Here is a 14,130-nt window from a genome sequence, read left to right as displayed (position 1 = left end):
CATGGCTGGCGCCCCCTCCGCTCGAATAAGCCAGGGGGGCAGACCGATAGTCAGGACCAGTACAACGCATTCCGCCGGAAACGAACGCACTCTCGATCTCTGGCCCATCGGCAATTGCCAGGCATCCGCGCTGGTCGATCGCGCAGGGCGGATGATATGGGCGTGCGTGCCCCGCGTGGACGGGGACCCCGTCTTTTCCGCTCTTCTCGACGACAAGAACTGGGACGCCCCGGAAGCGCGCGGTTTCTGGGCGATCGAGCTGGAAAATTGCGTCAGCGTCGAACAACATTATATCCGCAACACGCCCATCCTCGTGACCCGCCTGACCGACGATCACGGCAATGCCATAGAGCTTTACGACTTCTGCCCGCGCCATCGCCATATGGGCCGCATGTACCGCCCGGTGGCATTCGCGCGGATCGTCAGGCCTGTGGCAGGCAGCCCCCGCATCCGCGTGCGGCTTCGCCCGACCACGTCCTGGAATTCGGAAAGCGTGCCGATCAGCTACGGCTCAAACCATATCCGCCTCGTCCTGTCCTATATGGCGATGCGCATGTCGACCAACGCGCCCATCGGCCTCATTTCCCAGGAAAGCTGGTTCCGGCTCGAACATGACATGCACTTCTTCCTCGGGCCGGACGAAAGCTTTTCGGATGCGCTTCGCCCAGAAGTGGAGCGCATGCTGGACGACACCATCCATGAATGGCAGGTCTGGGTGCGCGGCCTCGCCATTCCCGCCGAATGGCAGGAAGCGGTCATTCGCTCGGCCATCACGCTCAAGCTTTGCCAGCATGAGGAAACCGGCGCGATCGTCGCGGCGCTGACCACCAGCATTCCGGAACATGCCGATTCAGGCCGCAACTGGGATTACCGCTACTGCTGGATACGCGATGCTTATTATACCGTGGAGGCACTGAACCGCCTCGGCGCGCTCGACGTGTTGGAAAGCTACCTCGTCTACCTCCGCAACATCGTCGACGGCGCAAAGGGCGGCCATATCCAGCCGCTCTATGACGTGCGCGGCAACGCCACGCTGGAGGAGCGCGAGGCGCAGAACCTTCCGGGCTATCGCGGCATGGGGCCGGTTCGCGTAGGCAACGCCGCCTACTCCCAGATTCAGCATGACGCCTATGGCCAGATCGTCCTGTCATCGGTTCAGGGCTTCATCGACCAGCGCCTGCTCCGCATGGCGGGCATGTCCGACTTCGAATCCTTGGAAGCAGTCGGCGAACGCGCATGGTCGGTCTATGACCAGCCCGACGCTGGCCTGTGGGAACTGCGCACCCGCGCCCATGTGCACAGCTACAGCGCCGTCATGTGCTGGGCCGCCTGCGACCGCCTCGCCCATGCCGCCGCCGCGCTGGACCTGCCCGAGCGGGAGGTTTATTGGCGCGAACGGGCCGAAATCATGAAGGCGCGCATCCTGCAATCGGCCTGGCGCATTGGCAGCAACGCCATCTCCGCCAATTTCGAGGATGACGCCCGCGACGCCTCGCTGCTTCAGCTTCTGGACCTGCGCTTCCTGACTGCCGACAATCCGATGTTCGTCGGTACGCTGAAGGCGCTCGAAAAGGACCTTCGGCGCGGCAACGACATGCTGCGCTACAGCGCGCCCGACGATTTTGGCGAGCCCGTCACCGCCTTCAACGTCTGCACCTTCTGGCTGATCGAAGCCTTGCATCGCACCGGCCGCACGGAAGAAGCGCGGCTGTTGTTTGAAGAAATGCTGTCCCGCCGCACCGCCGCCGGGCTGCTGTCGGAGGATATCGATCCCGCGACAGGGGAATTATGGGGCAATTATCCCCAGACCTACTCATTGGTCGGCATCATCAATTGCGCCGTTCTGCTGAGCAAGCCGTGGAGCGTGATGCGATGAGCCGCCTGATAGTCATTTCCAACCGAGTCAGCAGACCCAACAAATCCGGCAATCAGGGCGGCCTTGCCGTCGCCTTGTCGCAAGCGCTGCGGGAAAGCCGGGGCATCTGGGTAGGCTGGTCCGGCGAAATCACCGAAAATTTCACCGGCCATATCGGCTTTTCCGAAGATGAAGGCGTCAAGACGGCAACGATCGACCTCGAAGAGCAGGACGTCGACGAATATTATAACGGCTATGCCAACAAGACGCTTTGGCCGCTTTTCCATTTCCGCATCGATCTGGCCGAATATGCTCGCGATTTCGAAGGCGGCTATAACCGGGTAAACCACCGCTTCGCCGACACGACCAGCCCCCTGATCGAGCCCGAAGACATCATCTGGGTGCAGGATTATCACATGATCCCGCTCGGCCAGATGTTGCGGGACAAGGGGCATAACAACCGGATGGGCTTCTTCCTCCACATCCCATGGCCGCCCACCCGTCTGCTTGTGTCGCTGCCCCACCATACCAAGCTGGTGCAGACCCTGTTCGCCTATGACGTCATCGGTTTTCATACCGAAGAATGGCTCGAATCCTTCCGCCACTATGTGGAGCGGGAGATGAACGGGACGGTAAATGGCGACTTCGTCACGCTGGGTGACCGCACGATCCAGGCGATCGCCTGCCCCATCGGCATCAACGCGCAGGAATTTTCCCAGGCCGCCGTCAGCGAGCCCGCGAAAAAGATGTTCGAACAGGTCCGCCGATCGTTGCAGGATCGCTCCATGATCGTGGGCGTAGACCGGCTCGACTACAGCAAAGGGCTGGAGGAAAGATTCAGCGGCTATGCCCGCTTCCTCAAGGACCATCCCGAACATCATCGTAAGGTGGTCCTGACGCAGATCGCCCCGCCGTCACGGGGGGAAGTGGAAAGCTATCAACACATCCGATCGACGCTCGACGCCACCGCCGGGCGCATCAACGGCGAATATAGCGACGTGGACTGGACCCCGATCCGTTACGTGAACCAGGGCTATCCGCGCGACAAGCTGGCGGGCATCTACCGCGCCGCACGGATCGGCCTCGTCACCCCGCTGCGCGACGGCATGAACCTCGTCGCCAAGGAATATGTCGCCGCGCAGGACCCGACCGACCCCGGCGTCCTCATCCTCTCCCGCTTCGCTGGCGCCGCGACCCAGCTCAAGGACGCGCTCCTCATCAACCCCTACAGCCCAGAGGAGATGTCCGACGCGATCAACCGCGCCCTCGCCATGCCGCTCGATGAACGCAAGCGCCGCTGGCGTTCGATGATGGACTGCGTCGAGGAACAGGACATCAGCTGGTGGCGCCGCTGCTTCACCGAACGGCTGACGGCGGTCCACCGCGACGATGAGCAAACAGCCGACGTCGAAATCGCACACTGAGCCGACCCCGCCGAACGAAGCCATTGGACCCACGACAGTTCGCCGCCAGATCAGCGCGCTAATTGCACCCCCGCCTGCTTTGGTCTATGGGCCAGCCCAGCAGCCCCGGCACCCGCTGATCCTCTTCGATTCGCGTTGCCGGGGCACATTCTTTTCTTGGGAAGACAGGAACGCGCATGGCCCGTCGCCGCCAGATATACGAAGGCAAGGCAAAGATCCTTTATGAAGGCCCTGAGCCCGGCACGATCATCCAATATTTCAAAGATGACGCGACCGCCTTCAACGCGCAGAAGAAGGGCACGATTTCCGGCAAGGGCGTGCTCAACAACCGCATTTCCGAGCATATCTTCACCCTGCTCGGCCAGATCGGCGTGCCGACCCACTTCATCCGCCGCCTCAACATGCGCGAGCAGTTGGTCCGCCAAGTCGAGATCGTGCCGATCGAGGTCGTGGTGCGCAATGTCGCCGCTGGATCGCTCAGCAAGAAGCTGGGGATCGAGGAAGGCACGCAGCTGCCCCGCACGCTGATCGAATATTGCTACAAGGATGACGCGCTGGGCGACCCGCTCGTGTCCGAAGAACATATCGCCTGCTTCGGCTGGGCCACGCAGGAAGAGATGCACGACATCGCCGACATGGCGATCCGCATCAACGACTTCATGTGCGGCCTGTTCGCCGCCATCGGCATCCGCCTTGTCGACTTCAAGCTGGAGTTCGGCCGCTTGTGGGACGGCGACTATAGCCGCGTCATCCTGGCCGATGAAATCAGCCCCGACGGCTGCCGCCTGTGGGACATGAACACCGGCGAAAAGCTGGACAAGGACCGCTTCCGCCGCGACCTTGGCGGCGAAGTCGAAGCCTATCAGGAAGTCGCCCGCCGGTTGGGGCTGCTGCCCGAAGGCGCGGACACGACGGTGCTCGACCTCGACACCCACCGCAAGAAGCGCAGCAAAGACTGACCGTTTCAAATCCTCCCCATCGCAGATGGGGAGGGGGACCGCCAAAGGCGGTGGAGGGGAAAACCCCCTACCCCACCACCGCATCCACCATCAGCTTCATCCCCAACAGCACCATCAACACATAGATCAGCGTATAGAATCGCGCCGGATCAACCTTGAGCCAGTACAACCCCCGCATAGGTCGCTCCAATGGCCACCGGCGCCAGCATCGCCGTCGCCATCAAATTGGCCCGCGTAAACTGCCCCAACGCCGCATAAGCGGGCACCTTGATCCAGTTCATCATGGCAAAAGCGATGGCGGTGGTGCCGATCAGCACGTCACGCGCCAGACGCTTGGGCATCACCCACATCTGAAATGGCGGCGCGCCCGCATGGGCGATCTGGCTGGTAAAGCCGCTCGCGACGCCCAACAACGTCCCGACCCAGTTCGGCGAACTGGACGGCAAAACAACCTTCCCGCCCCGTTCAACCCACAGCCTCTGCGCGCCAAAAAGCGTCGAAATGAAACCCAGCGCCCCCAGCACAGCAGTCTCCGGCACTCGCGCAGCGAACAGGTAACCCAGCCCCACGCCGACAACCATGCCCGGCATCATCACCTTCAATATGTGCCGATCCCAGCTATGCCGGAACGACCACACGCTCACCGCATCTTGTAATATGAGGATAGGCAGCATGATCGCCGCCGCCCGCACCGGATCGATGCCCAGCGCCATGATCGGCATGGCCAGCGCCCCTGCCCCGGCAAAACCACCCTTGGCGAGGCCAGAAAGGATCACCGCCACGATCGCGCATGCATAATAGAGATAATCGCCGCTCATCGCCCCGCCCTAAAGCAGAGGACCGCCGAAGCGAACAGCTTTTCCAGTTAAGCTCAGGCGCTTGCCCGATATCCGATCAGGACACCGAAGGCGAAGGTAGCAAGCAGCGCCAGCTGAACACGCCCATGCGGACCGTCATAGCCGACGATCTGCTGCCCAAAGGCGAAAAGCCCCACAAACATCGCCAGTGCAAGACCAGCCATATTCAAAACCCTCTATCCCGTCCCGCGACCATGGCGCTGTCTCGCTAATAAAGGGATAATGCCTTGCTTGGCGCGGCGCAGGGGACTAGGGGGTGCGCCATAGCAATCCACGGAGTTTTTGGCCTCATGAAAGCCCGCATCTTCGTCACCCTAAAGGGCGGGGTTCTCGACCCGCAGGGCAAGGCGATTCACCACGCACTCGACGGTCTGGGCTTCTCGGGCGTCAATGACGTGCGCGCGGGCAAGCTCATTGAGCTCGACCTTGCCGATGGCACCAGCGACGATGATATCGATGCCATGTGCCGCAAGCTGCTCGCCAACACGGTGATCGAAAACTACCGCATCGAAAAGGTGGCCTGAGCCATGAAGAGCGCCGTCATCGTCTTCCCCGGCAGCAATTGCGACCGCGACCTCGCCGTGGCTTTCGAGGCGGTGATCGGTGAAAAGCCGATCATGGTCTGGCATCGCGACACCGAATTGCCCGAAGGAATCGACCTGATCGGCGTGCCCGGCGGCTTCTCCTATGGCGACTATCTCCGCTCCGGCGCAATGGCGGCGCGATCGCCCGTCATGCAGGCCGTCGCGAAGGCGGCCGAGCGCGGCACCTATGTGCTCGGCATCTGCAACGGCTTCCAGGTACTGACCGAAAGCGGCCTGCTCCCCGGCGCCCTGCTGCGCAACGCAGGCGGCCATTTCGTCTGCCGCGATGTCGCGTTGACCGTCGAGAACGCCCAGAGCGCCTTTACCAGCCGCTATGCCGCTGGAGAGACAGTGACCTATCCCGTCGCCCATCATGACGGCAACTACTTCGCCGACGCCGCCACGCTCGACCGCCTCGAAGGGGAAGGCCGCGTTGCGTTACGCTATGCCGAAGCCGTCAACGGCTCCGCCCGCAACATCGCCGGCATCCTCAATGAAGCTGGCAATGTACTGGGCATGATGCCCCACCCCGAACGCGTAATCGAACCCGCCCACGGCAAAACAGACGGCCGCCGCCTGTTCGAAGGTCTGGTAGAGGGACTAATGGCCCGCGCCTGACCCGGCGCGCGCTACCCTCCTCCACGCCCAGGTCCCTGATCCAACCACCCAACACCCGTCATCCCAGCGCACGCTGGGATCTCAGGAGGCCGGGCAGAACGCCATCAACTTACGCTGGCAACGAGATTGGGACTGTCGCCTTACGACCAGTTCACGCCCTTCTGACGCGGCGACCGCCTGCTTCAAAGCGGTCACGTTTCAAGACCGCGATGATCTTCTCGTAAGCACGAGCGAGGGCATCATGTTGCTGCCGGTCCATCTCGCAGATTGCACCTGCCGCACTACATTCTGCCAGTTGTTGTCGGCGTTGTAAGTTTATGATTTGCTGCATTACCGTGACCTGTAGGATGCAGGAGGTTGGCGCGAGACGTGAGCGGCCGAGCGCTTAATCTCGCCGGTAAGAATCTTATTCTTTAACAACAGGCGAACTTGTTCGGCGTCCCTTCCGTCAAGCAAAACCACTCTCGAACCACCCGACGCCAAGGTTTCTATCGTTGAAATGCGAAAACTGTGCGTGGCGCAAATCTTCTCGATCTCAGCCACGCTCGCCGTCGTGTTGACAACCCGACTCATGAATGTTGTCCTTCGCCGCCAAACGGATATGGGGCAAAAGCTTTTCCACTATTCACCGGGCCTGATCTGTAAGGATAGTCATGTGCACGAATGCGCCGGGCATAGCTCCCGGCACGAAATCGATGAGCGGAACGCGCAAAAATACACGTTGCCTCCTGCTCTTTTAAAAGCTCGATTTGTTCATTTTCCAGTAGATTATTCAGGTCTTCCATGGGCACACCTCAGCAGGCAAGCGGGAGCGCGATGGTCTCTCTGTCAATACGAAGGCTTGCGGGCTGATTTCGCTCGATTACTCCTCCTAGCAGAATATTTTTACTTTGTCGCATCATTTGCGAAAGGCTATTCGATAGCATAATCCCTTACAGTCGGCCCGCTCCATACAAGCCATCCCCCTCCCGCAAGCGTTCAAACGAGACAAGTGACTCGTTTGAAGGGCTAGGGTGGGCGCGAGCGAAGCGAGCTTTCCGCGTCAGCCCCCTCAACATGCCAACGTTGCGCTACTACAGCCCCCTCACGAACGCAGGCAGATGCGCTACGCCGCTAGGATTTGGCCCCGCCATATACAGCGCCATGACAGTCCCCAGCGCAATCGCCACACCATAAGGGATCGGCCCGCCCGGCGCGAAGATCGACAGTGAAGACCCTTCCCGCACCGCTTTCGGCACCATCCGCCGCCCAGCGATCATCAGCAACGCCAGCACGCCGCCACCGACCGTCACATAAACAAACCAGGGCAGCGCCGCGCCCCAATCGAACCACAGCGCGCAGGCCGCCAGCAGCTTGATGTCGCCCCCGCCCATCCATCGCATCGCGAACATCAGGCATCCGAGCGCAAACACGGCCAAAAACAGCGTGCCATTCTGCCAAATGTCATTTTCCCATCCTGCCAAGGCGACCCAAGGCACGAACAGCCCCATGACCAGCAGTGGAAAGATGTTGGATATCCGCAACCGCGCAATATCCTCGATCGCCGCGCCCAATAAAACCAACGACAGCGCAATCAGGACAAGGTCCTTCGTCATGGCCTTGCCCCCATGCCAGCTAAAGCCGCAGTCGCCTCCGGCTGAAAACTCTCCGATTCCGTGACCGCGCGGCTCAGATAAGCCCGCGCCTTCACCGCATCCCCCATGCGCAACGCCACCTGCCCCGCGTCGCTCAGCCGCTTGGCCCAGCTATTGGCGTCATCGGCGGCGCGCCTTTCTATATCGCGTCCGGCCATGACCTGCGCGGCATCGCTATGCGCGATGAGGCGCGCGTCGTCCGGCGCCATGTCCCGCGCCTTGTCGAATATGGCGATCGCCTTGTCCGCCTGTCCCTGCGCCATCAGCGAAAGCCCATAATTGTTCAGCACTTGCACCGGCCTGTCAGTAAACTGAAAGGCCCGCTCATAGGCTGCGGCACTCAGCGCCCAAGACTTTGCCTTGTCATAAGCGACACCCAGCGCGTTCCAGGCCCGCCAGCGCGATGCACACTGATCGACGGCGCGGCGCAGCGCTTCCGCCGCCTGATCCGCCCGGCCCAACCGCAGCCTTGCGATGCCCAGTCCTTCATCGACCCGGCAATCCGCCGTTGCTGTCTGGCCGATTGCGGAAAAGCGCGCCTCCGCCTCCGCATCCTGCCCCTTGGCCAGAGCCATTTGTGCCACCGCGATGTCGATACTCCGCTTGTCCTGCGCCTGCGCCACGTCGCGCCATTGGCTCAGCATCAACTCGGCCTGTACGATCCGCCCGCCTTCGATCGCGTCATCGATCAATCGGTCATAGTCGAGAATCGCTGTGGGCGCGGGTTCGGGAGCTACCGGATCGGGGGAAACCGCCGCAGCCGCCAGCAGCAGCAGGATGCTCATCCCCGGCCTCCGCTCCACGCCCATAGCTTCTGGAACAGGCTGTCGGGCTCATCCCCACCCGCCATCGTCGCGCAAAGGCCCGACGCTTTAACACCAGAGCCATCCTTGGGCTCACCACACCCTGCCGCCGTCACTTGCACAGGCATCGGCCGGGTCGTGATCGGCGCCGCCAACGACCGCGAGAGGGAGATGGCTGGCGCCACGCCAGCCCCGTCCGCCACGGTCACGATCGCGGTATTCAGTTGCGCGATGGCCCGCCCCGGCAGCGGGGCCTGTGCAACGCCCGCCGACACTGTGCGCAACCGCACCTCGCCCATCGAAACCCGCTCCAGCTCCAGCCCGGCCGCCCGCACAGGTGCCGCCGGACGCTTGCCACCGTCCATCGCGATCTGCGCCAGCGTCGGGCGGCGCGCGCCGCCGGGTTGCACGCCCTGCCCGATTTCCGCCAGCAAGGCGTTCGCTTCTCCCTGCAAACCCTGCGCCTTCAGGCTTCGCGCGAAATTGCGATGAATGCGCTCGTCCATGGGAGCGCGTGCCAGGGCCAGTTCGAAATAGTCCCGCGCCAGATCATGCCGCCCTATCGCCGCATAACTGATCGCAACGCCGTTCAGCGCGTTCGCATCGGCCGGGTCCTGCCGCATCGCCCGCCGGTAAGCATCCAGCGCCAGCGCATATTCCCCCCGCGAAAACAGCAACTGCCCCCGCGCGATGGCTTCTTTCCCCGTCGCCGCCGCCTCAACGTTCACCGGCCGGATCGCTACCTCCCGGTTGGCCGAACTGCATGCCGCGCTCGCCAGCATCAGCGATATCGCCACTGCCTGTCTCATCATGCCCCGTCCCCCCTCTTGGTTTCCGCTACCGGGTCATCACCGGCAGGATTTCCCTCACCACCCGCACCACAGCAGGCAGCATCAGCACCCCGATCATCACCGGCAGCATGCAGGCGACCAGCGGCACGGATAGCAACACCGGCAGCCGGTGCGCCTTCTCCTCCGCCCGCATCCGCCGCTTCTCGCGCATTTCCGCCGCATAGACGCGCAACGTCTGCCCCACGCTCGATCCCAACTGGTCCGACTGGATCAGCAGCGTTGCAAAGGACCGGATTTCGTCCACGTCCACATCATCCGCCATCCGCCGCAGAGCGTCCGCCCGGCTCATCCCCGCGCGCAGTTCCAGCACGACCTTGCCCAGCGCCTGCGACACCAGCGGGTGCGAGATAGCCAGCTCGCGCCCCACCCGATCCATCGCCGCTTCCAGCCCCAGCCCCGCCTCGACGCACACCAGCATCAGGTCCAGCGCATCGGGAAACCCGTGGACGATCGCCTCCTGCCGCCGCGCCGCCTTGGCCGAAATGAAGAGGTTCGGCAGATACAGCCCCAGCACCGCAACGGCGGTCGCCATGAAATACAGCTTCACCGGACTCGGCGGCTCGGGCTTGTTGAGCGACATCAGCACCAGCACCGCAGGCAGCGCCAGCGTCAGCACCAGCCGAATGAAGGTAAATATCTTCGGCGCCTCGGGCGAAGGATAGCCCGCCGCGATCAACCGCTTGCGCAGACTGTCATTCTTCGTATCGGCCAGCGAAATGCCCAGCTTTTCGATCCGATCGACCAGCTTCTTCCATTCGCTGTTGTTGCGCTCATTACGCAGCGATTGCCCACCGCCCTGCACAGCGCCGCCCGCATCGCTGACGACATCCAGTCGGCTCCGCACCCTCGACGTCCGCGCGACCGCCTCCGTCACGCCATAGACAATGGCCACGATCGCGACGAACAGCAGGATCAGCAACACCGGCCGAAGCTGTGAAATGAGGGCGAAGTCCAGCATCAGGTCACACTTTCAAATCAACCATGCGGCGTATCGTGACGAAGCCGATGATGTAGAGGATGATGAGCCCGGAAAAGCCGAAGATGAACATCGGGTCCTGCGCGATATCCAGGTAGAAGGCGGGGTTGAGCAGGAACAGCGCCACGAACGCCAGGATCGGCAATGCCGTCAGCATCACCGCCGTCATCCGCCCTTCGGAACTCAGCGCCCGCACCTTCAGGAACAGGCTCGCCCGCTCACGGATCACCAGCGACAGATTCTCCAATATCTCGGCCAAATTGCCGCCCGTCTCCGCCTGCACCGACAGCGACGTAACGAACATGTGCATCTCGTTCATGTCCCACCGCTCGGCCATGCGTTGCAAAGCATCCCGCAGGTCCGAGCCATAAGTCACCTCATCGACGACGATCCCGAACTCACTGCCGATCGGGTCGCGCATCTCCTTGGTCAGCAGGTCCAGAGCCGCCGCGATCGGATGCCCCGCGCGCAGCCCCCGCACGAAGGTGTCGAGCGCCACCGGAAACTGCTCTTCCATCTTTTTGCGCCGCCGCTGGCTCAACCGGCTCAGCACCATGACCGGCAGCAGCACGCCCAGCGACACGGCGAAAGCCCCCGCCATCACAATCATCCCCGCCGTCATGCCATATCCGGCCACCAGCGCGCCGATCACCACGATCAGGAACAGCACCCCCGTCGCAATCGCCATGAACGTCAACACGACACGCGCAGGCACGCTCAACCCCGCGCCATGCAGCGACCGCACGACGCTCAAAGCCATCCGCCCAAAGACGCTGTCATGGTTGAAGTTCAAGCTGTCGTCATTGCGCCGCAGCTTGGACAGCACAGTGCTGCGCTCGAACCCCGCCGCGATCATCTTCAGCCGCTTGTTGACGACCCGCTCAGTCCCTGCGCGCGCCCGGAACCAGCTATGAAGGCCCTCAATCGTCAGGATCACCGCCGCGAACAGCAGGACCAGAACAAAGGCGCGGATGTAAAGCGGATTGATCATTGCACCACCGCATCAGGACGGAAGAGATCAGCGGGCAGGTGAATGCCCCGGTCGGCCAGCTCGCCCATGAATTTGGGCCGTATGCCGGTCGCCTCGAAATGGCCCCGAACCATGTCATTTTCGTCCCGGCCCGTCATCTTGAAGCGGAAGATTTCCTGCATGGTAATGACCTCGCCCTCCATCCCGGTGATCTCCGAAATGCTCAGCAACCGCCGCCGTCCGTCAGACAGGCGCCCGACCTGCACGATGACGTTCAGCGCCGAAGCAATCTGCGCCCGCGCCGACCGCGGCGAAATATCGATCCCGCTCATGCCGATCATCTGCTCGACACGCGACAGCGCATCGCGCGGCGTATTGGCGTGGACCGTGGTCATCGACCCATCATGCCCCGTATTCATCGCCTGAAGCATATCGAACGCCTCCCCGGCGCGCACTTCGCCCACGATGATACGATCCGGCCGCATACGCAGCGCATTCTTCACCAGATCGCGCTGTGTAACCTCGCCCCGCCCCTCGATATTGGGCGGCCGCGTCTCCAGCCGAACGACATGCCGCTGCTGCAACTGAAGCTCGGCCGAATCCTCGATGGTCACGATCCGCTCGGCCTCATCGATGCTCGCCGACATGGCGTTGAGCAGCGTCGTCTTGCCCGATCCCGTGCCGCCTGAAATCAGCACATTGCGCCGCGAAGCCACCACTGCCGACAGCACCTGCGCCATCGGCGCGGGCACGCTGCCCAGCTCCGAAAGCCGCGCCATGCTGATCGGCACCTTGGCGAACTTACGAATGGACAGCAGCGACCCATCGACCGCCAGCGGCGGCACCACCGCATTGACGCGCGACCCATCCGCCAGACGCGCATCGACAAAGGGCGAAGCCTCGTCCACGCGCCGCCCCACAGCCGCCACGATCTTCTGAATGATGCGCAGCAGATGCTTCTCATCCTTGAAACGCGCCGCCGTCTCCACCAGCCGCCCGCCGCGCTCGACAAAGACGATCTTGTGCCCATTCACCAAAATATCGGTGACGCTATTATCCTTCAGCAGCGGCTCCAACGGCCCCAGCCCCAACAACTCGTCCAATATGTCGGAAACCAGCCGCTTGCGCTCTTCCAGATTGAGCGCATGCTTCTGCAACGCCAGCTGCTCATGGACGATCTCGCCCACTTCCGCCTCGACCTGCACCCGCGACATATTCTCCAGCGCCGACAGGTTGATCAGGTCGATCAGCTTCTGATGCAGCGCGACCTTCAGCTCGGTATGCCGGTCCTCTTCCCAATGGACCAGCTCGGTATCGGTCGGCCCCACCTCATCGCGAGGATCACCAAAGCGGCTGTCGCCCTTCCGGATCTGCCACATCACCCTTTCTCCGCCTGACGCCGCGCTTCGACCGCCTGCATCGTGCAATCGACGATATCCTGCATGTCCTTGCAAATACGGCTGCGCGCCTTCAATTCCTGGATCAGCACCCCCTGATCCAGCGCAGAGCTGACCAGCGGGAAATCGTTCGCGATGCTAAGGTTCACCGGATGATCCAGCGCCGCCGCAGCATCCTCCAGCCCGATCGCGCGGAACAGCTTCTTCTCGACCCGATTAGCGATCACATGAATGCGCGAAGGTTCGATATCCTGATCGCGCAGCAGAACGATCTGCCGCCGCGCCTGCCGCAGGCTCGCGATCGTCAACTCGCACACCAGGAAGATGACCTCCGACCGCGCGACCAGCGACATGGACCAGTTCGTCCAGTTGCCCGGCAGGTCCAGATAGATCGTATCATAATTGCGCTGCGCCAGTTCGATCACGCGGAACACCTGATCGGCATTCACGGCCTCCAGCGGCATGATGTCCGTCGGCGCCGTCACGACATGCAGCCCGGTCGGCGTCTCGACGGTGACAGAAGCCAGCAGCTCACGGTCCACCCGATTGCCACCCTGCAACAGGTCCGCCAGCGTCAACGGCGACGTGATGCTCAGGAACGTCCCCGCATTGCCGAACTGCACATCGAAATCGAACAGGCAAACCCGCTCTCCCGTCTGTTTGGCGTTGCGCGCATGCAGGCTGGCCGCCTGTGTAGCGATCGTCGTCGCGCCCACGCCGCCAACGCTCTTGATGATCGACACCAGCGCGCCCGTCTTGACGTCACGCCCGCCCTTGGCCGCGATCTCTCCCCGCAGCTGGTCGATGATCGATGACAGCTCGCTCGCCTGCAAAGGCAGCGCCACCACATCGTTGATCCCGCTCCGCAGCAAAGCCCGCACCAACGGAATCTCCGCATTACGCACGGCGGCCACGACCAGCAGCGACGGATGAGCCGCCCGCAAAGCCGCCAGCCGCCGCGTCGACGCATCGTCATCCGGCTGCACCTCCAGGATAACGGCCTTCGCCTCCGCCACCAACGACTGCGGCAACGGCGCCCCGGCAGGCAACATGGACAAGGTCAAAGACTGCCCGCTCAGCTGATCCCCAAGAATATCGGAAGCCGCCACCTCCTGCTCCGAAAGGATCAGATGAATCCCCTCATCCCCCACATTGAGTGTCCAGCTCTCGGCCGCTTCCGCTGTGTTCGTCACGATGCCCAA

14 protein-coding genes and 1 pseudogene are annotated in these 14,130 nt (G+C 62.5%); 5 read left to right on the top strand and 10 right to left on the bottom strand.

Annotated features, from left to right (window positions below):
• Positions 1-151 precede the first annotated feature (151 nt).
• From ACZ5TB_RS02995 to purC, 3 genes are all read left to right on the top strand, one after another.
• Positions 152-1,876 carry a glycoside hydrolase family 15 protein gene (locus ACZ5TB_RS02995; RefSeq protein WP_464791958.1) on the top strand — a complete coding sequence of 575 codons (1,725 nt, stop codon included), beginning with the start codon at positions 152-154 and terminating at the stop codon, positions 1,874-1,876.
• Positions 1,873-3,279, top strand: a complete 1,407-nt coding sequence (gene otsA, locus ACZ5TB_RS02990; protein ID WP_464791957.1) for an alpha,alpha-trehalose-phosphate synthase (UDP-forming) — start codon at positions 1,873-1,875, stop codon at positions 3,277-3,279. The genes ACZ5TB_RS02995 and otsA overlap by 4 nt, the downstream gene beginning before the upstream one ends.
• A 176-nt stretch (positions 3,280-3,455) precedes the next feature.
• A complete protein-coding gene (purC, locus tag ACZ5TB_RS02985) occupies positions 3,456-4,238 on the top strand; it encodes a phosphoribosylaminoimidazolesuccinocarboxamide synthase (protein ID WP_464791956.1) in 783 nt (260 codons plus the stop codon).
• A gap of 67 nt (positions 4,239-4,305) precedes the next feature.
• On the opposite strand, the pseudogene ACZ5TB_RS02980 reads toward purC, so the two are convergent.
• A pseudogene (locus ACZ5TB_RS02980) lies at positions 4,306-5,056 on the bottom strand (sulfite exporter TauE/SafE family protein).
• Between the two features lie 53 nt (positions 5,057-5,109).
• Positions 5,110-5,259, bottom strand: a complete 150-nt coding sequence (locus ACZ5TB_RS02975) for a hypothetical protein (RefSeq protein WP_464791955.1) — start codon at positions 5,257-5,259, stop codon at positions 5,110-5,112.
• Positions 5,260-5,385: 126 nt separating this feature from the next.
• On the opposite strand from ACZ5TB_RS02975, the gene purS reads away from it, so the two are divergent.
• Both purS and purQ read left to right on the top strand, forming a co-directional pair.
• Entirely contained in the window at positions 5,386-5,619 is a 234-nt protein-coding gene (gene purS / locus ACZ5TB_RS02970) for a phosphoribosylformylglycinamidine synthase subunit PurS (RefSeq protein WP_097091917.1), read from the top strand.
• A 3-nt stretch (positions 5,620-5,622) separates the two neighbouring features.
• Positions 5,623-6,297 (top strand): phosphoribosylformylglycinamidine synthase subunit PurQ, encoded by a 675-nt coding sequence (gene purQ, locus ACZ5TB_RS02965; RefSeq protein ID WP_464779302.1) that lies wholly within the window; start codon positions 5,623-5,625, stop codon positions 6,295-6,297.
• 569 nt (positions 6,298-6,866) lie between these two features.
• Here the strand turns inward: purQ and ACZ5TB_RS02960 are convergent.
• The 8 genes from ACZ5TB_RS02960 to ACZ5TB_RS02925 form a co-directional block, all read right to left on the bottom strand.
• Positions 6,867-7,082 carry a hypothetical protein gene (locus ACZ5TB_RS02960; RefSeq protein WP_464791954.1) on the bottom strand — a complete coding sequence of 72 codons (216 nt, stop codon included), beginning with the start codon at positions 7,080-7,082 and terminating at the stop codon, positions 6,867-6,869.
• 288 nt (positions 7,083-7,370) lie between these two features.
• The gene (locus tag ACZ5TB_RS02955) at positions 7,371-7,892 is read right to left on the bottom strand and encodes an A24 family peptidase (RefSeq protein ID WP_464791953.1); all 522 of its coding nucleotides are present in this window, start codon (positions 7,890-7,892) and stop codon (positions 7,371-7,373) included.
• On the bottom strand, positions 7,889-8,716 hold the full coding sequence (locus ACZ5TB_RS02950) for a tetratricopeptide repeat protein (RefSeq protein WP_464791952.1): 828 nt from the start codon (positions 8,714-8,716) through the stop codon (positions 7,889-7,891). Before ACZ5TB_RS02950 ends, ACZ5TB_RS02955 begins: the two co-directional genes overlap by 4 nt.
• Entirely contained in the window at positions 8,713-9,546 is an 834-nt protein-coding gene (locus ACZ5TB_RS02945; protein ID WP_464791951.1) for a tetratricopeptide repeat protein, read from the bottom strand. The genes ACZ5TB_RS02950 and ACZ5TB_RS02945 overlap by 4 nt, the downstream gene beginning before the upstream one ends.
• A gap of 25 nt (positions 9,547-9,571) precedes the next feature.
• On the bottom strand, positions 9,572-10,543 hold the full coding sequence (locus ACZ5TB_RS02940; protein ID WP_464791950.1) for a type II secretion system F family protein: 972 nt from the start codon (positions 10,541-10,543) through the stop codon (positions 9,572-9,574).
• 4 nt (positions 10,544-10,547) lie between these two features.
• Entirely contained in the window at positions 10,548-11,552 is a 1,005-nt protein-coding gene (locus ACZ5TB_RS02935; RefSeq protein WP_464791949.1) for a type II secretion system F family protein, read from the bottom strand.
• The gene (locus ACZ5TB_RS02930) at positions 11,549-12,910 is read right to left on the bottom strand and encodes a CpaF family protein (RefSeq protein WP_464791948.1); all 1,362 of its coding nucleotides are present in this window, start codon (positions 12,908-12,910) and stop codon (positions 11,549-11,551) included. The genes ACZ5TB_RS02935 and ACZ5TB_RS02930 overlap by 4 nt, the downstream gene beginning before the upstream one ends.
• Complete coding sequence (locus ACZ5TB_RS02925) at positions 12,910-14,121, bottom strand: AAA family ATPase (protein WP_464791947.1); 1,212 nt, start codon at positions 14,119-14,121, stop codon at positions 12,910-12,912. The genes ACZ5TB_RS02930 and ACZ5TB_RS02925 overlap by 1 nt, the downstream gene beginning before the upstream one ends.
• Positions 14,122-14,130: the final 9 nt, after the last annotated feature.

It is taken from the genome of Sphingobium sp. TomTYG74 (genome assembly GCF_055393875.1).
Note: the sequence above shows the minus strand (reverse complement) of the source record. Positions and strands in the feature narration are given on the sequence as shown.